The sequence below is a fragment of the Kutzneria viridogrisea DSM 43870 genome (assembly GCF_000525635.1).
In the GTDB taxonomy this organism is placed as follows: domain Bacteria; phylum Actinomycetota; class Actinomycetes; order Mycobacteriales; family Pseudonocardiaceae; genus Kutzneria; species Kutzneria viridogrisea.
Genome location: NZ_CP007155.1, coordinates 3,403,133 through 3,419,311 on the forward strand (window position 1 = coordinate 3,403,133; position 16,179 = coordinate 3,419,311).

Below are 16,179 nucleotides of genomic sequence, written 5' to 3' on the forward strand. Positions count from 1 at the left end.
AACCCCAATAGGCTGGAAACGCTTACCAGCCAAGGACTTGTTGGGGGATCGCTGTGGCTCGAACACCTGCACGGATCAGCAGACGCGGACTGCTCAGGGCCGGTCTGGCCGTGGGCGGGGTGGCGGTCGCCGCCCAGTTCCTGCCCGCGTACGGCGGCACGGCACGGCTGACCGAGGTCTTCCCCGAGTGGAGCCGGTTCGCGCGTATCGCCGACACCACCTTCGACGAGGACGCCGACCCGGTCCGCGACATGAAGCCGAAGATCGACGCCCTGCGCAAGCAGAACGTCAGCGTGATCGAGCTGGACACCATCCTGTCCAACTGGATCACCGACCAGCAGTTCACCGAGCACATGGGCAAGGTCAGGCAGTTCTGCGAGCTCGCGCACGCCGCGGGCATGCGGGTGGTCATGTACTACCCCTCGCTGGAGGTCATCAGCATCGGTGGCCGCATCGGGCAGTCGTTCTACAAGAACGGCCCGGGCAAGGACTGGGTGCAGCGTTCACCCGAGGGCAAGCCCAACGTGTTCTACGGGGATCTTGTCGTGTGGGTCGACCCCGACGACGAGAGCTGCTGGGTCAGCCCCAACTCGCCCTACCGCGACTTCTACCTCGCCCGCATCAGGCAACTGGCCGGCACCGGGGTCGACGCCATCTGGCCCGATGTGCCCATCTACTTCGACGGCGCCCTCAGCTGGTGTGACGCATCCTCCTGGGCCGCCTCGGCCTTCCGCGCCGACACCGGGCTCGCCCTGCCCGCCAAGCCCGACTTCACCAGCCCCGTGTTCCGCCGGTACGTGGAGTGGCGGCACCACACCCTGCTCGGCTGGCAGCGCGACATCGCCGCCGCCGGTCAGTCGGTGAACCCCCAGCTGGTGACCTTCGTCGAGACCGTCAGCATGGACTACCAGTACGGCACCCTCGTCGGCCTCGACGGCGCCTACCTGCGCACCTCCCCGGGCGTCAGCCACGTGTGGGAGGTCGACATCCTCGGCAACTACGACGGGATGCGGCACGCCACCGCCACCGACTGGACCTGCCTGATCTCCATGTACAAGTACGCCCGTGCCGCCAGCGGGGCCAAACCCGCCTGGGCCTTCAGCTACGGGTGGAAGGCCGACGACGCCTCCCTGGTCATGGCCGAACTGCTCGCCGCGGGCTGCAACCCGTTCGAGGTCAAAAGCCCGTACAAGTCCGACAGCACCGACCTCGCCATGCGCACCCGCATGTACGGCTTCATCGCGGCCAACCAGAACGCCCTGTACGACAGCGTGAACACCGCCGAGGTCGGCGTCTACCACTCCAGTGCCTCCCGCGACTACGTCGACCCCAGCGCGGGCACCGGCATGTACCTCAACACCGTCGCCCCCAAGGGTGTCAAGGACTGGTGGGCCACCGGCAGCCGCGAGGAGGGCGCCGACCACCACTCCTGGCTCGGCGACTTCCGCGGTGTCGTCAAGGCTCTCGTGTACGCCCATGTGCCCTTCCGCACCGTCACCAGCCCCGGCCTCGCCCCCGCCGACCTCGTCGGCCTCAAGGCCCTGCTGCTGCCCAACCTCCAGGCCGTGTCCGATGAGGAGGCCGCCGTGCTGCGCGGCTTCGTCGCGGGCGGCGGTACCCTCGTCGTCACCGGCCCCAACCCCACCGGCCTCGACCAGTTCGGCACCACCCGCACCGAGTTCGCCCTGTCCGACGTGCTCGGCCTGCGCCGCGCCGACCCCCTGCCCGCCAGCAAGCAGAACGGAACCTGCTGGTACCACAAGGACCTGCTCGGCCTGAACTACCTCACCAAGACCGACCAGGCCAGCGCCGACCTCCTGCTCGGCCCCGTCCTGCGCGCCACCCCGCCCACCGTCGGCCTCGCCGCCGGTGACCCTCGCATCCACCTCGAGGTCAACCGCCTCGGCTCCGACCTCGTCCTGCAACTGGTCAACTTCACCCAGTTCGGCGACAAGCCCACCGAGTTCAAGGCCGCGCCCACCACCTGCACCGTGCGCGTCGACCTGCCCACCGGCAAGCAGATCGGCACCGTGACCGTCAGCTCGCCCGACAACCCCACCCCCGCCCCGCAGCCCGTGCCGTGGACGACCAGCGGTTCGGCCGCGACCTTCGACCTCACCCTGCAGCAGTACTCCCTGGTGCGGGTGATCTTCGCCTGACGAAGCTCGGCGGCGTGAATTCCGGCCGCCCGTTGGTGATCCGCACTGTCCAGCCGCTGTGGTGGATGAGTCGGTGGTGCATCCCGCAGAGCAGCACCAGGTTGGACAGTGCGGTGTCTCCGCCGTTGGCCCAGTGGATCACGTGGTGCGCGTGGCAGCTGCTTGGCCTTCGCCTGCATCCCGGGAAGGCACAGTGCTGGTCCCGGACGATGAGTGCTCGTCGGAGGTGGGGTGGCACGGTGTAGCTGATCCGCCCGACGTCGAGCGGTTCGGAGTTGCTTCCCAGTATCACTGGGAGGACCTTCGCATCACAGGCGAGCCTGCGGATCGCTGACGGGGCGAGTTCGGTGGTGCCGAGCCCTGTTCGCAGGGTCTGGTAGGAGACGGTCACTGCGATGTGGGGGCGTTCCCCACCCTCCGTCGGCGTGGTGCTGGTTTCCAGTAGTTCCGCGAACGCGTCCCCTTGCCGTTCGGGCAGGGTGCGTGTGTCGCCTGCGTCGTGTGGTTTCGCCAGCGGACTGAGCACTGCCCCCAGCAGGGCGCCGGTCTCCGCGTCCAGGCACCCATGGAACCGCACTGACCCGTCCCGCCGTGTGTCGTACCGGAACTCACGTCGCGGATGGGCGAGTTCGTCCTCACCCGGTAGCGCCCCGTCGGGATCCAACCGGTTGACGATCTCCCGGCCCAGCGGCACCAGGTTGGAGGCATCCAGCGACTGGGCCGCCGCTGCCAGGAACTCGACAGCCTGCTCCCGGTCGGTTGTACCGATGTGTGGCGGTAGCTCTCTCAGCACCCGGTTGATCACCGACAACTGCTCCGGCTCCAGTGGAACTGCGACCGGAACGCCCGCGTGCGCAATCCGCTGCCTGGCTTCCTTCTTACTCACGCAGAGCACACCGCGCAGCAACTCTGCCAGGCTCGGATACCCCACCCGCTCCGCCACACCCCGCGCACCCGCCTCCGCGACCAACCCCAACACCCGCGCATACGCTTGCCGCAGAACCACTTCCGCGTCCTGCAACTCACCCAACAGCTCCGCATCCCCCAACCGCCACAACCCTTCGGCGGGCGGAGTCTCCACGAATGCGTTCATACCAACAATTCTACTCCCAAATCCACCACAAAACCTTTGCCCACCAACGACTACCCATGTGGGTTACCACGCCCAAAGCCCAACCCCGGCCAGGCCTCGAGACCCACCCACCCCAGCCCGGGACTCGCCCTCCTCAGAGCGGGACTCACGCTCCCCACAACGGGACTCACCCTCCAGGCAGCGGGACTCACCCACCAGAGACCGGGACTCACCTACCCCAGACCGAGGCTCGCGCCCCTCAGCCCGGACTCGCGTTCCGGTCAGCGGGACATGCCGCACCCCAACCGCCAACACGCCGCACCGGAACGCCGAACACGCTGCCCCGGACACGCCGACACGCCATCCCGCAACGTCCGACACACCGCACCGGAAGGCCGAACACGCCGCACCGCAACGTCCGACACACCACCCCAGAACACCGAACACGCGACACCCCAACGTCCGACACACCGCACCCCAACCACCAACACACCGCACCGCAAGTGCCGACACACCACCTCGCAACGTCCGACACGCACCGCAACCCCCGCACAACGCCCACCAACCCGGGGTTGGTTTTGTGTGGGTAGCGGCGGCCTTACGCTCGTCGGCGAATCGGGGCATCCCCCCATGCCCCGGACCCCGATCACAGGCCGCCGCGAGGGACCCGCACCAAACCAACCCGCGTCACCAACCCGGCAGCACCCCGCACGCCCCACACCGGGACTCATCCTCCCCAGCCCGGGACTCGCCCTCCCGAGACCGGGACTCGCCAACCGGTGACCGGGACACGCCGCACACCAACCGCAAACACACCACCCTCGAACCGCCGACACACCGCACGCCAACCGCCGACACACCCCCCAACCCCCACCACACGCTGCGCCGCGCAGCACCACGCAAGGCCCTAGCCGATCTCCGCCAGCGCCTCCAGCACCTGGCCTTCCAGGCGGACCGCTCCGGCTGAGCGCGCGAAGGCCAGGGCCTCACCCAGTCGGCCGGTGGCCTCGCGGGTGCGACCCAGGCGCCAGCTGACCTTGCCCGCGGCCCACAGGGCGTGGCCCTCCACGTCGCGGTCCCCGGTCCGCCGTGCGCGGTCCAGGGCGCGGGCGACCAGACTGGGATCGGTCTCGATCAGGCCGAGCGCCCACAGGCTGTGGGCGGCAAGCGCTTGCACGCCAAGCTGTTCGGCGAGGTCGAGCGCTCGGCGGGCGTGCGCTCTCGCATCGGTGAACCGGCCCGCCAGCCAGTGTACGAGCCCGAGTGCCCAGCGGACGTACCCCTCGGCGATCCGGTCACCGGCCCGCACGGCCAGCGCGAGCGACTGGCGCAGTGCCGAGCCCGCGGCCTGGCGGTGACCGGACTGCCACTGGGCGAGCCCGAGGCAGCGCAGGGCGTACACCTCGACGATGCGGTCGCCCGCGGCTTGCGCGGCGATGACGGCCTCGCGGGCGGCGCTCAGCGAGTCCGCGCCGCGGTCCAGCGCGCGGCACAGCGAGCTGATGGCGCACAGCACCAGCCCGGCGACCGGCCTGTTGCCTGTCCGCCGGGCGAGTTGCAGGGCGATCCGCGACTGGGCAAGGGCTTCCCGGTACTGGCCGAGGTGCGTCATGAGCAGCCCGATGCCCCACCGCGTCCGGGCTTCCCGCGCGGGCTCGCCGAGTTCCCGGTACACGGCCAGGGTCTGTTGCAGGACCTCCAGTGCCTCGCGGTAGCGGCCCAGCCGCCAGTGGTCCAGGCCGAGGTTGCCCAGCACGGTGGCCTCGCCGAGCCGGTCGCCGGTGTTGCGCGCGGTGCTCAGCGCCTGGCTGTACAGGGCGCGGGCGTCCTCGTGGTGGCCGCTGCCCGCCAGGTACCGCCACAGCACGGTGGCCCACTCGGCGGGGTCAGGCTGCGGGGTGAGCACCAGGTTGGCCCGCTCTGCCTCCAACCAGGCCAGCGCCGCCTCCTTGTCCGCGAACCGAGGCGAGCCGGAGGTCGTCACCCGCCAGGGGAACTCGGCGGTGGCCGCGATGGCGGTCTGCCGGTAGTGGGCGGCCAACCGCAGTCGCGCGGCACCGGCCTCGCCGTCGGACAGGTCGCCCGCGAAGCGGCGCACCAGGTCGTGCATGCGGAAACGGTTGTCGCCGAACGGCTCGACGAGTCGCGAACTGACCAATGTGGACAGCAGCTGGTGGGCCGAGTCCAGGTCCGTGTCGGCCAGTGCCGCGATGGCGTGCACGTCGAAGGACGGTCCGCGGTGTGCGCCGAGCAGCCGGAACGCCCTGGCGGGCAACGGGGTCAGGTTCTGGTACGCGCGGGAGAGCACGGCGGCCGTGGACAGCGGCCGCGAGCCGGGCAACGGGGTGACGGCGGCCAGCCGCAGGGTGAGTGGGAGCCGGGGGCAGCGGCTCGCCAGCTCCGCGCGGTCACGTCCGAGCAGCAGGACGGATTCCTGCTCGGACAACAGGTCCAGCTCGATCCGGTCGGCTCCGGTCAGTTCCGGCAGGCGCTCCCGGCTGGTGACGATCACCCGGCAGGTCGGGGACGCGGGCAGTAGCGGGCGGATCTGCTCGGAGGTGCTCGCGTTGTCCAGGACGAGCAGCAGCCGCCGACCGTCCACAAGGGACTGGAACCGGGCGGCCCGTCGCGTCGGCGAACCGGGCACCCGCTCGCCGCTGACCCCGAGCGAGCGCAGCAGCTGGGTGAGCGCCGCGGCGGCGGGCAGCGGGGACTGCGGCCCGTCCCCGTGCAGGTCCAGGTACACCGTGCCGTCGGGGAAGGACTCCCTCGCGCGGTGCCCCCAGTGCGCGGCCAGCGCGCTCTTGCCGACCCCGCCGGGCCCGGTGATCACGGTGAGCCCGCTGCCGATGTCCAGCCGGTGCAGGGGGTCGGCCCGTCCGGTGAAGTGCTCGGCGTCCGGTGGCAGCTCGTCCGGCGGCAGGTGCCCGGAGCCGGTGACCAGTCGGCTGTGCGCCCTGCGCAGCTCGGAACCCGGCTCCACACCGAGGTTTTCGCTGAGCCGTTCGCGGATCGTGGTGTAGAGCAGGTGGGCGGCGGCCTGCTTGCCCGCGGCGGCCAGCGCCGTCACCAGGCGGGCGTGCACGCCCTCGTGCAGCGGCTGTTCGGGCAGCAGGGCCTCCAGGTACCGCACGGCCTCGGCGCCACGCCCGGAGCCGATCAGGTCCTCGGAGTGTTCCAGCACCAGGTCGAGCCGCCGGTTGCCCGCGCTGATCGCGGCCGGGTGGTTGCGCAGCACCCCGGGCAGGTCGGCGAGCACCGGGCCGCGCCAGCAGTCCAGTGCCTCGCCCAGCCGGGTGTGCTTGGTGGCCAGCACCTCGAAGCGCAGCAGGTCCAGGTGCCGCTCCTCGGCGATCAGGCTGTACCCGGTGCCCCGGGACAGGATCACCGGCTCGGTCTCGCTGATCAGCTTGCGGATGCGGGCGAGGTAGGTGTGCACCAGGTTGGCCCAGGAGGTCGGCGGGCGATGCCCCCACAGCACGTCCACGACCTCGTCCCGGCTGAGGACCTCGTTGGGGCGCAAGGCGAGCAGACCGAGCAACGCGCGTTGCGCCGGAGGGCCCAGCGGGAGTTGCACCCCGTGCCTGCGCAGTGCCAGCGGCCCGAGCACCAGGATTTCCACGTCGCCGGACGGGCGGTGCTGGTCGGGCAGGCGCACGCCCAGCACCACCGCTATCCGGTGCAGCGAGTCGGGTTGCGGGCGGCTGGCCTGCCCGCGCTCGATCGCACGGACCGAGCGCACGCTGACCCCGGCCCGGTCCGCGAGTTCCTGCTGGGTCAACCCCGCGCGCAGCCGTCCGGCACGCACGAGTTCCCCGAGTGCCCCCATGCACGACCCCCAGTCGCAGCCTCCGGATCATCATGCCGCGTAGTGGTCCGCGACACGATCTTCACAGTTGACTGCGGCCGGGGCGTTCAGCCCAGCGGGGTGAAGTCCCTGCTGGCAATGAACTCCGGGCGGGGGCTGTCCGCGGCGAACGGGTCGGTCAGCGCGTTGTCCACGCTGTTGAACACCATGAAGATGTTCGACCGCGGGAACGGGGTGATGTTGCTGCCCGAGCCGTGCATGCTGTTGCTGTCGAACATCAGCGCCGAGCCGGCCTCGCCGGTGAACTGCTCGATGCCGTGCCTGGTGGCCAGATCGGTCAGCGCGGCCTGTGCGGGCACGCCGATCTCCTGCTCCTTGAGCGACTCCTTGTAGTGGTCGCTCGGCGTTGCCCCGGTGCAGGGTACGAAGGTGCGGTGCGCCCCGGGCATCAGCATCAGCCCGCCGTTGAACGGGTAGTTGTCGGTCAGCGCGATGGAGATGCTCACCGCGCGCATCAGCGGCATGCCGTCCTCGGCGTGCCAGGTCTCGAAGTCGGAGTGCCAGTAGAAGCCCTTGCCGGTGAAGCCGGGCATGAAGTTCACCCGGCTCTGGTGTACGTACACCTCCGACCCGAGGATCTGCCTGGCCCGGTCCAGCACGCGCGGGTCGGCGGCCAGCTCCGCGATGAGCCCGCTGATGCGGTGCACGTCGAAGATCGAGCGCACGTCCTGGGACTGCTTCTCCACCACGGTCCGCTCGTCGGCCCGCACGGACTCGTCGGAGCGCAGCCGGGCCAGCTCCGACTGGAAGGCGGCCACCTCCTTGGGGCCGAGCAGTTGGTCGACGGTGAGGAATCCCTTGGCGTCGTAGGAGTCCAGCGTCGTGTCGTCGATCGGCCCGCGCGGCGATCCGGACCAGACCGCGGGCTCGGCGCGGGGAATCGGCGCGGTCGGTGCCGCGGTGCGGGTCGGGTAGCGGTCCTCAACCGCGATGGTCATCTGCTGCCACTCCTCACTTGCCGGTGACTTCTGCGATCAGCGGGTACACGCCGTTCTCGTCGTGCACCTCGCGGCCGGTGACCGGCGGGTTGAACACGCACACCGTGCGGATGTCGGTCCTCGGGCGCACCTGGTGCCGCTCGTGGCCGTTGAGCAGGTACAGGGTTCCGGGCCGCAGCTGGTAGGTCTGGCCCGTCTCCTTGTCGGTCAGCTCGCCCTCGCCCTCGACGCAGAACACCGCCTCGACGTGGTTGGCGTACCAGAAGTCGTTGACGGTGCCCGCTTTGAGCAGGGTCTCGTGCACCGAGAAGCCCACACCGTCACCGGCCAGGATGATGCGCTTGCTGCGCCAGTTGGGTGTGACGACGTCGCGCTCGGTGCCGTCGATCTCGTCCAGGGAGCGCACGATCATGGTCAGGTCCTCTCTCAGGCGCGCACGGCGTCGGCGAACAGTTGCAGCCCGTGGGCCAGGTCTTCCTCGCGGATGGTCAGCGGTGGCATGAGCTTGACCACCTCGTTGTCCGGGCCGGAGGTCTCCACCAGCAGGCCGCGGTGGAAGGCGGCGCGTGCCACTGCACCGGCCCGCTTGCTGTCCGCAAAGGACAGACCGCGCGCCAGGCCACGCCCCTTGGCGGTGGTGCCCGGCACCACCTCGGTGATCTCCTGGAGGGCGCGGCCGATCTGCTCGCCCTTGGCCAGCACGCCCTTCTCCAGCGCGTCGTCGGCCCAGTAGTTGTCCAGGGCCGCCTTGGCGGTGACGAAGGCGGGGTTGTTGCCGCGGAAGGTGCCGTTGTGCTCGCCGGGGTTCCACACGTCCAGGTGCGGGCGCAACAGCGTGAGCGCCATGGGCAGACCGTAGCCGCCGATGGACTTGGACAGGCACACGATGTCCGGGGTGATGCCCGCGGGCTCGAAGCTGAAGAACGGGCCGGTGCGGCCGCAGCCCATCTGCACGTCGTCCACGATCAGCAGGATCTCGTGCTTGCGGCACAGTTCGGCCAGGCCCTTCAGCCACTCGAACCGGGCCACGTTGATGCCGCCCTCGCCCTGCACCGTCTCCACGATCACCGCGGCGGGCTTGTTCAGCCCGCTGCCGCCGTCCTCGAGCAGGCGCTCGAAGTACAGGAAGTCCGGGTACTGGCGGTCGAAGTAGTTGTCGTAGGGCATCGGGGTGGCGTGCACCAGTGGAATGCCCGCGCCGCCGCGCTTCATCGAGTCCCCGCTGACCGAGAGCGCGCCCAGGGTCATGCCGTGGAAGGCGTTGGTGAAGTTGACCACCGACTCGCGACCGGTGATCTTGCGGGCCAGCTTGAGCGCAGACTCCACCGAGTTGGTGCCGGTCGGTCCGGGGAACTGCACCTTGTAGTCCAGTTCGCGTGGATTGAGCACCAACTCGGCGAAGGTCTCCAGGAAGGCGCCCTTGGCGGCGGTGCTCATGTCCAGGGAGTGCACCACGCGGTCACTGGACAGGTAGTCGATCAGTGGCTGCTTGAGCAACGGGTTGTTGTGCCCGTAGTTGAGCGCTCCCGCACCCGCGAAGAAATCGAGGTACGGTTTCTGCTTCTCGTCGTACAGCCAGCTCCCGACGGCCTTGTCGAAAACCACCGGCCACGACCGGCAGTAGCTGCGGACTTCGGATTCCAGCGTCTCGAAGACGGTCATGGTCAGTTCCCTACTGGGTTGTGGTGGCGGGCCACGGTCCGATGCGGTGCAGTTCCTCCGCGTCGTGACCGTCGGGAAACAGGTCGGAGGTGAAGAGCGTGCTGCGCGCGTGGTGCGCGCCCTGCGCACGGGCGAATGCCGAGAACAACCGGTTCGAGGCGTCGTTGTCAGCCGTGATCGTCGTCTCCAGGAATCGAGCTCCCTTCGGCCGCACCCGTGTGACCAGCTCATCCAGCATCTGGCGGGCCAGGCCGCGCCCCCGGTGGGCGGAGTCCACGGCCACCTGCCAGACCACCAGCGTGTCCGGAGCGTCCGGGCGCAGGTAGCCCGAGACGAATCCCACGACCTCGGTGCCGACCCTGGCCACCACGGTGGTGTCCGCGAAATCGCGGGTCCACAGCAGATAGGCGTAGGGTGAATTAACGTCGAGTACTTGAGAATCGCGTGCGATCCGCCACAACAGGCGCCCGTCGCTCAGTTCGGGTCGGTCGATCACCGCCGTCCCGGCGGGGTTTGGAATGCCACCGACGTGTTTCGTCCGGATGTCGAGCATGCTGCCGAAACGTAGCAGGTCGGCCCCTGGGTCGACAGTCGCTCCCGACGCGGTCTTGACGCCGGGTGTGGTATCGCTCACGAGAAGTTGAGCTTTTCTGGTTTATTCGATAACGGCGGGCGCGCGAATCGGTGGAAATATCCGCACTGACCTGTGGGAACCCTGGCGCGCGCGGCGGCGCGGGGCCGGGCGCGCGCGGGGCCGAGGCGCCCCGTTACCGCTGAGAGTGTGAGCCCCGTCACATCTGGTGTAAACGGGTGAAGCTCTGGCAACTCCCGAACCGAGGGGGTGTGAGGAGTTTGTAAGTCCACTGTGGACAGTGGAGAGTTCTGTGACCTGACGGGGGAGATTCGCCTGCATCGGGGCGGCCCGGTCAGCCGAGTGTGAGGGAAAGCCCTGATGTCCAGCCAACAAGAACGCCGCACGTTGCGTCGCGCGATCGCGGCCTCCGCGATCGGCAACGCCACCGAGTGGTTCGACTACGGCGTCTACGCCTACACCGCCGTCTACATCGGCAAGGCGTTCTTCCCCAGTGCTGATCCGACTGCGTCCACTTTGGGCAGTCTGCTGGTGTTCGCGGCCTCCTTCCTGATCCGGCCGCTGGGCGGCCTGGTCTGGGGACCGCTGGGCGATCGCGCCGGACGGCAGAAGGTGCTCGCCCTGACCATCCTGCTGATGGCCGCGTCCACGTTCTGCGTCGGACTGCTGCCCGGCTACGGCACGCTGGGCATCCTCGCCCCGATCGGGCTCGTCCTGCTGCGCATGGTCCAGGGCTTCTCCACCGGCGGGGAGTACGGCGGCGCGGCCACGTTCATGGCCGAGTACGCCCCCGATCGCAAGCGCGGGCTGTGCGGCAGCTTCCTGGAGTTCGGCACGCTCGCCGGCCTGACCTCCGGTGCCCTGCTGGTGCTGGTCGCCGAGACGGTCCTGGGCACCGAGGCGATGCAGTCCTGGGGTTGGCGCCTGCCGTTCCTGGTGGCGGCACCGCTCGGACTGGTCGGTCTCTACCTGCGCAGCAAGCTCAAGGACACCCCGGTCTTCCGCGAGCTGTCCAAGTCCGGTCAGGTGGAGGAGCAGACCGGTACGCAGTTCCGCGACCTGTTCAGCTACTGGCGCCCGCTGGTGCTGCTGATGGCCCTGGTCGTCACGCTCAACGTGGCCAACTACACGCTGCTGGCCTACATGCCGACCTATGTGGAGTCGGAACTCGGTCTGTCCTCGGGGGATTCGCTCAAGCTGGTCATCATCGGGCAGTTGGTCATGATGGTGCTGCTGCCGTTCTCCGGCTCCCTGTCCGACCGCGTCGGCCGCAAGCCGCTGTGGTGGGTGTCCATCATCGGGCTGTTCGTGCTGGCGATCCCGCTCTACAAGCTGATGGCCCAGGGCTATCCGCAGGCCATCATCGCCTTCGCGCTGCTTGGCCTGCTCTACATCCCCCAGCTGAGCACGATCTCGGCCATGTTCCCGGCGATGTTCCCGGCCCACGTGCGCTACGCCGGTTTCGCCATCGCCTACAACGTGTCCACCTCGCTGTTCGGTGGCACCGCCCCGGCCGTCAACCAGGGCCTGATCGGTGCCACCGGGGACAGCCTGGTGCCCGCCTACTACATGATGGGCGCCTGCGTGGTCGGCGCGGTGGCGCTGTGGTTCGTGCCGGAGACCAACGGGGCCTCGCTGCGCGGCAGGGAGATCCCCAGTGTGGACAACGAGGAACTGGCCCCGGCCAAGGTCTGAGCCTGGCCTGGGGACAGCCCCGTCCAGCGCTTGAACGCACGCCGGAACGCGCTGCTCTCGGAGAAGCCCAGCCGCCGCGCCAGTTCGTGCACCGGCTCGCGACCCTCGCGCAGGCTGGCCACGGCCTCCTCGCGCAGCACCTCCTCACGCAGCGCGCGGAAGGACACGCCGTCCTCGCTCAGCCTGCGGCGCAGGGTGGCCACGCTCATCGCCAGCCGCGTGGCCACCTGTTCCAGGCTCGGCACGCCCCGGCGCAGTCCACGGGCCAGGGCGTGCCGCACCCGGGCGCTGATCGCGCCGCCGAGGTCGGGCCGGTCCAGGAAGACCAGCGGCGCCCTGTGCAGGAACGCGCGCAGGTCGGTGCCGCCGCGGCGGACCGGGCAGCGCAGGTAGTGCGCGGGGAACTGGGCGCTCGCCTCGGGGCCGGTCGTCACCGGGCAGCCGAACAGCGCCCCGCTGCCCGGCGGTGCCTCACCAGGGAAGGTGATGCGCCGCAACGGGATGTACCGGTCCACCGCCCAGCACGCGGTGCGGTGCCAGACGAGCAGCACGATCCCGGCTACGAAGTTGCCGGGGTCCGGCACCGTGCCCGCCCGGATCGACACCGAGGCGGCATGGTCCCCGCTCACGCACTGCACCGCCCTGGTGGGGAAGACCTCGGTACGGGCGAAGGCCCGGTGCAGTGCCCGGCCGAGGTCCTGTTCGCGCAGCGCCTGCACGCACATCCGCCCGAACGCGCCGGGTGCGCCGCGCGCGGGCAGCAGGCCGAGGAACTCGTCGCCGGTGACCCGCCGCAGTTCCAGCACCAGCTCACTGAACTGAGCGGCGCTCAACCCCGACTCGGGGTCGGCGGGCACGCCCGCGCGGCGCAGCAGCGGCCCCAGTTCCAGCCCGCCGTGCACCGCGCCCCTGGTGATCGCGCCGACGTAGGGCGCGGGGATGAGGTGATCGACCATCTCGGCTCCACTGGGGAGAACGAGGGTCGGCCGTCGCGGTGACGCCCGCCGCGTGCGGGTGATCTTGTCGGTGCCCGCTGCCATGATGTCGACACGTGGTGGAAGGAGCACGAGTGGGCGCGTGGGACACCGGGGCGTTCGACAACGACGCGGCGGCCGACTTCAGCGGGGACCTGGACGAGCTGGGCCCCGACGACCGGGTCGAGGCCGTGCGCGAGACGCTGTCCTCGGCGGCGGGGGAGCGGGAGCACCTGGACGGGGACGAGGGTGCGCGGGCGGTGGCGGCCGCGGCGCTGGTGGCCGCGCAGTGCCCGCAGGGTGACCCGGCCGACCCGATCTACGGGCCCAAGGAGCCGCTGCCCGACCTGCCGGTGGACCTGCGCCCGCTGGCGGTGCGGGCCCTGCGGCGGGTGCTGGCCGCCGAGTCCGAGCTGGCGGAGCTGTGGTCGGAGGGGGAGCAGGGGGCACACTGGCGGGAGGGGGTGCGGCGGTTGGTGAAGGTGCTGGCCGACAACTGAAGGGGGGCCGTCGGTGCACGAACTCGGCACCGAGGAGCAGGCGGTCCTGGACACGGTGGCGGACTTCGTGCGGCGCGAGGTCCAGCCGGTGGCCAGGGAGTTGGAGCACGCGGACAGCTACCCCGAGGCGCTGATCGAGCGCATGAAGCAGCTCGGGGTGTACGGGCTGGCCATCGCGGAGCGCTACGGCGGCGTGCCGGTGTCGGCGCCCTGCTTCGCGCTGGTCACCGAGGAACTGGCCCGCGGCTGGATGAGCCTGGCCGGTGCCATGGGCGGGCACACCGTGGTGGCCACACTCATCGGCCGGTTCGGCACCGAGCGGCAACGGGAGCGCTACCTGCCCCGGATGGCCACCGGCGAGCTGCGGGCCGCCATGGCGCTGACCGAGCCCGACGGCGGCTCGGACCTCCAGGCGCTGCGCACCACGGCGGTCCGGGACGAGCGGGGCTACCTGGTCAACGGCACGAAGACCTGGATCACCAACGCGCGCCGCGCGGGGCTGATCGCGCTGCTGTGCCGCACCGACCCGCGCGCCGAGCCCGCGCACACCGGGATCAGCGTGCTGCTGGTGGAGCACGGCCCGGGGCTGACCGTGTCCCGTGACCTGCCCAGGCTGGGCTACCGGGGTGTGGAGAGCTGCGAGCTGTCCTTCACCGACTGCCGGGTGCCCGCCGAGGCCCTGCTCGGCGACCGGGAGGGCGCGGGGTTCGCGCAGATGATGTCCGGGCTGGAGATCGGCCGCATCCAGGTGGCCGCGCGGGCGGTCGGCGTCGGGCGGGCCGCCTTCGAGGACGCCCTGCGCTACGCCCAGCAGCGGGAGAGCTTCGGCAAGCCGATCTGGCAGCACCAGTCGGTGGGCAACCTGCTCGCCGACATGGCGACCAAGCTGACCGCGGCGCGCCAGTTGGTGCTGCACGCCGCCCGGACCTACGACAGCGGGCGGCGCGCCGACCTGGAGGCGGGCATGGCCAAGCTGTTCGCCTCCGAGGCCGCGGTGCAGATCGCGCTGGACGCGATCCGGGTGCACGGCGGACACGGCTACTCCACCGAGTTCGATGTGGAGCGCTACTTCCGCGACGCCCCGCTGATGATCGTCGGTGAGGGCACCAACGAGATCCAGCGCTCGGTGATCGCCCGCCAGCTGGTGGCCCGGGGAGGACTGTGAACGAGACCAGGCAGGAACAGCGGACTGAGGCGGGGTTCCGGCTTGTCGCCCGGCCCGAGGAGATCACGCACCTGGTGTGCTGCCGCGACGTGTCCTGGCGCAGGACGTTCTGCGGCGAGGAGGGGCTGGAGATCAACCCGGCCGCGCGGGAGGTCTGCGCGATGTGCATGGAGGAGGCCGCGGCCATGCGCCCCGACTGGTTGAGCGGCCCCGAGCTGCGCTGCCCGGTGGACGGCAACCCGTGCCCGGACGAGGCGGAGATCGACCGGCGCATCGCACGGGAGATCGAGTAGGACTTCCCCCGCACGGGTGAGCGGCGACCGGGCCGGGGGACCGGTGCTTGGCTAGGGTGCCTGCGTGAAGAGCTTCGCCAGGCCCTGGTACCGGCCCATGTCCGCGCGGTCCATGGACGAGCAGCACCGGGTCGCGACCCCGTTGGAGTTGTTCTTCGACCTGTGCTTCGTGGTCGCCGTCTCGCTGGCCGCGTCCAGCCTGCACCACATGCTGGCCGAGGCGCACTTCGGGCTGGCCCTGCTGCGCTACGCCATGGTGTTCTTCGCCATCTGGTGGGCGTGGATGAACTTCACCTGGTTCGCCTCGGCCTACGACACCGACGACGGGGTGTACCGGCTGACCACCCTGGTGCAGATCGCCGGTGTGCTGATCTTCGCCGCGGGCGTGCCGCGCGCCTTCGACGAGGGCGACTTCGGCATCGCGGTGGTCGGCTACCTGGTGATGCGGCTGGCGATGGTCAGCCAGTGGCTGCGCGCGGCACGGGCCGACGGTCCGCGCAGGCGGTGCGCGCTGCGCTACGCCGGGGGCATCGTGGCCGTGCAGCTCCTGTGGGTGCTGTGGCTGGTGCTGCCCGTGAGCTGGGTGCCGGTGGCCTTCGTGGTGTTCGCCATCGCCGAGGTGTCGGTGCCGATCTGGGCCGAGCGGGCCGCGCCGACCACCTGGCACCCGCACCACATCGCCGAGCGCTACGGGCTGTTCACCCTGATCGTGCTGGGTGAGTCGGTGCTCGCGGCGACCACCGCGACCCAGTCCGCGCTGGCCTCCGGGCACGGTGGGCCCGAGGTGCTGGTGCTGGCCGGTGGCGGACTGCTGATCGTGTTCTCGATGTGGTGGATCTACTTCGAGCGGCCCGCCCACCACCTGCTGACGACCCTGCGCACCTCGATCATCTGGGGCTACAGCCACCTGGTCGTCTTCGGTTCGGCCGCGGCCGTTGGCGCGGGCATCGAGGTGGCCCTGGCCTACCAGACCCACGAGGCGCACCTGTCCGGTTTCGCCGCGGGCATGGTCGTCGCCCTGCCGGTGGCGGTCTACCTGGCCGGGGTGTGGGCCCTGCACGTGCGGCCCTGTTCGACCCCGCTGATGAACGCCGCCTACCTGGTGGCCGTGCCACTGGTGCTGCTCACCCCGTTCACCGGCTGGGCCGTGCCCGCGACCGGCCTGGTGCTCGCCGCGCTGGTGGCCGCCAGCAGCGCCCTGGGCCGCTGACCCCACGCCGAGTCCCGCTCTGAGTTGCACGAGTCCCGCTCTCCCGCGCGC

12 protein-coding genes and 1 pseudogene are annotated in these 16,179 nt (G+C 70.4%); 6 read left to right on the top strand and 7 right to left on the bottom strand.

Annotated elements, in window-relative coordinates; all coding sequences use genetic code 11:
- Positions 1–53: 53 nt before the first annotated feature.
- Entirely contained in the window at positions 54–2,159 is a 2,106-nt protein-coding gene (locus tag KALB_RS15320; RefSeq protein WP_201771925.1) for a type 1 glutamine amidotransferase family protein, read from the top strand.
- On the opposite strand, the gene KALB_RS15325 is transcribed toward KALB_RS15320, so the two are convergent.
- The 6 genes from KALB_RS15325 to ectA all read right to left on the bottom strand — a co-directional run bounded on the left by KALB_RS15325 (position 2,116) and on the right by ectA (position 10,252).
- Positions 2,116–3,252, bottom strand: a complete 1,137-nt coding sequence (locus KALB_RS15325) for an HNH endonuclease signature motif containing protein (protein ID WP_025356592.1) — start codon at positions 3,250–3,252, stop codon at positions 2,116–2,118. The genes KALB_RS15320 and KALB_RS15325 overlap by 44 nt on opposite strands.
- Positions 3,253–4,138: 886 nt before the next feature.
- Positions 4,139–7,060, bottom strand: a complete 2,922-nt coding sequence (locus tag KALB_RS15330; RefSeq protein ID WP_035968117.1) for a tetratricopeptide repeat protein — start codon at positions 7,058–7,060, stop codon at positions 4,139–4,141.
- Positions 7,061–7,146: 86 nt separating this feature from the next.
- The gene (gene thpD, locus KALB_RS15335; protein ID WP_025356593.1) at positions 7,147–8,037 is read right to left on the bottom strand and encodes an ectoine hydroxylase; all 891 of its coding nucleotides are present in this window, start codon (positions 8,035–8,037) and stop codon (positions 7,147–7,149) included.
- Positions 8,038–8,050: 13 nt separating this feature from the next.
- Positions 8,051–8,449, bottom strand: coding sequence for an ectoine synthase (locus KALB_RS15340; protein ID WP_025356594.1), 399 nt, complete (start codon positions 8,447–8,449; stop codon positions 8,051–8,053).
- Between the two features lie 14 nt (positions 8,450–8,463).
- Positions 8,464–9,699 carry a diaminobutyrate--2-oxoglutarate transaminase gene (ectB, locus tag KALB_RS15345; protein ID WP_025356595.1) on the bottom strand — a complete coding sequence of 412 codons (1,236 nt, stop codon included), beginning with the start codon at positions 9,697–9,699 and terminating at the stop codon, positions 8,464–8,466.
- A gap of 10 nt (positions 9,700–9,709) precedes the next feature.
- A complete protein-coding gene (ectA, locus tag KALB_RS15350; protein WP_042220360.1) occupies positions 9,710–10,252 on the bottom strand; it encodes a diaminobutyrate acetyltransferase in 543 nt (180 codons plus the stop codon).
- Between the two features lie 399 nt (positions 10,253–10,651).
- Here ectA and KALB_RS49180 point away from each other — a divergent pair, with 399 nt between their 5' ends.
- The gene (locus KALB_RS49180) at positions 10,652–11,986 is read left to right on the top strand and encodes an MFS transporter (RefSeq protein WP_025356597.1); all 1,335 of its coding nucleotides are present in this window, start codon (positions 10,652–10,654) and stop codon (positions 11,984–11,986) included.
- Positions 11,987–11,997: 11 nt separating this feature from the next.
- Here the strand turns inward: KALB_RS49180 and KALB_RS45340 are convergent.
- Positions 11,998–13,026, bottom strand: a pseudogene (locus KALB_RS45340) (AraC family transcriptional regulator); the annotation flags it as partial.
- A 29-nt stretch (positions 13,027–13,055) separates the two neighbouring features.
- Between KALB_RS45340 and KALB_RS15370 the strand changes: the two are divergent.
- The 4 genes from KALB_RS15370 to KALB_RS15385 all read left to right on the top strand — a co-directional run bounded on the left by KALB_RS15370 (position 13,056) and on the right by KALB_RS15385 (position 16,128).
- On the top strand, positions 13,056–13,460 hold the full coding sequence (locus KALB_RS15370; protein WP_025356600.1) for a DUF4259 domain-containing protein: 405 nt from the start codon (positions 13,056–13,058) through the stop codon (positions 13,458–13,460).
- Positions 13,461–13,473: 13 nt separating this feature from the next.
- Entirely contained in the window at positions 13,474–14,625 is a 1,152-nt protein-coding gene (locus tag KALB_RS15375) for an acyl-CoA dehydrogenase family protein (protein WP_025356601.1), read from the top strand.
- Positions 14,622–14,918: a hypothetical protein gene (locus tag KALB_RS15380; protein WP_025356602.1), complete on the top strand. Its 297-nt coding sequence runs from the start codon at positions 14,622–14,624 to the stop codon at positions 14,916–14,918. Before KALB_RS15375 ends, KALB_RS15380 begins: the two co-directional genes overlap by 4 nt.
- A gap of 64 nt (positions 14,919–14,982) precedes the next feature.
- On the top strand, positions 14,983–16,128 hold the full coding sequence (locus KALB_RS15385; protein ID WP_025356603.1) for a low temperature requirement protein A: 1,146 nt from the start codon (positions 14,983–14,985) through the stop codon (positions 16,126–16,128).
- Positions 16,129–16,179: the final 51 nt, after the last annotated feature.

Bases quoted from the DNA above. Each gene is read 5' to 3' on its own strand.
- KALB_RS49180 (WP_025356597.1), top strand. From the start codon at position 10,652: ATGTCCAGCCAACAAGAACGCCGCACGTTGCGTCGCGCGATCGCGGCC.
- KALB_RS15325 (WP_025356592.1), bottom strand. From the start codon at position 3,252: ATGAACGCATTCGTGGAGACTCCGCCCGCCGAAGGGTTGTGGCGGTTG.
- KALB_RS15340 (WP_025356594.1), bottom strand. From the start codon at position 8,449: ATGATCGTGCGCTCCCTGGACGAGATCGACGGCACCGAGCGCGACGTC.
- thpD (WP_025356593.1), bottom strand. From the start codon at position 8,037: ATGACCATCGCGGTTGAGGACCGCTACCCGACCCGCACCGCGGCACCG.
- ectA (WP_042220360.1), bottom strand. From the start codon at position 10,252: ATGCTCGACATCCGGACGAAACACGTCGGTGGCATTCCAAACCCCGCC.
- KALB_RS15330 (WP_035968117.1), bottom strand. From the start codon at position 7,060: ATGGGGGCACTCGGGGAACTCGTGCGTGCCGGACGGCTGCGCGCGGGG.
- ectB (WP_025356595.1), bottom strand. From the start codon at position 9,699: ATGACCGTCTTCGAGACGCTGGAATCCGAAGTCCGCAGCTACTGCCGG.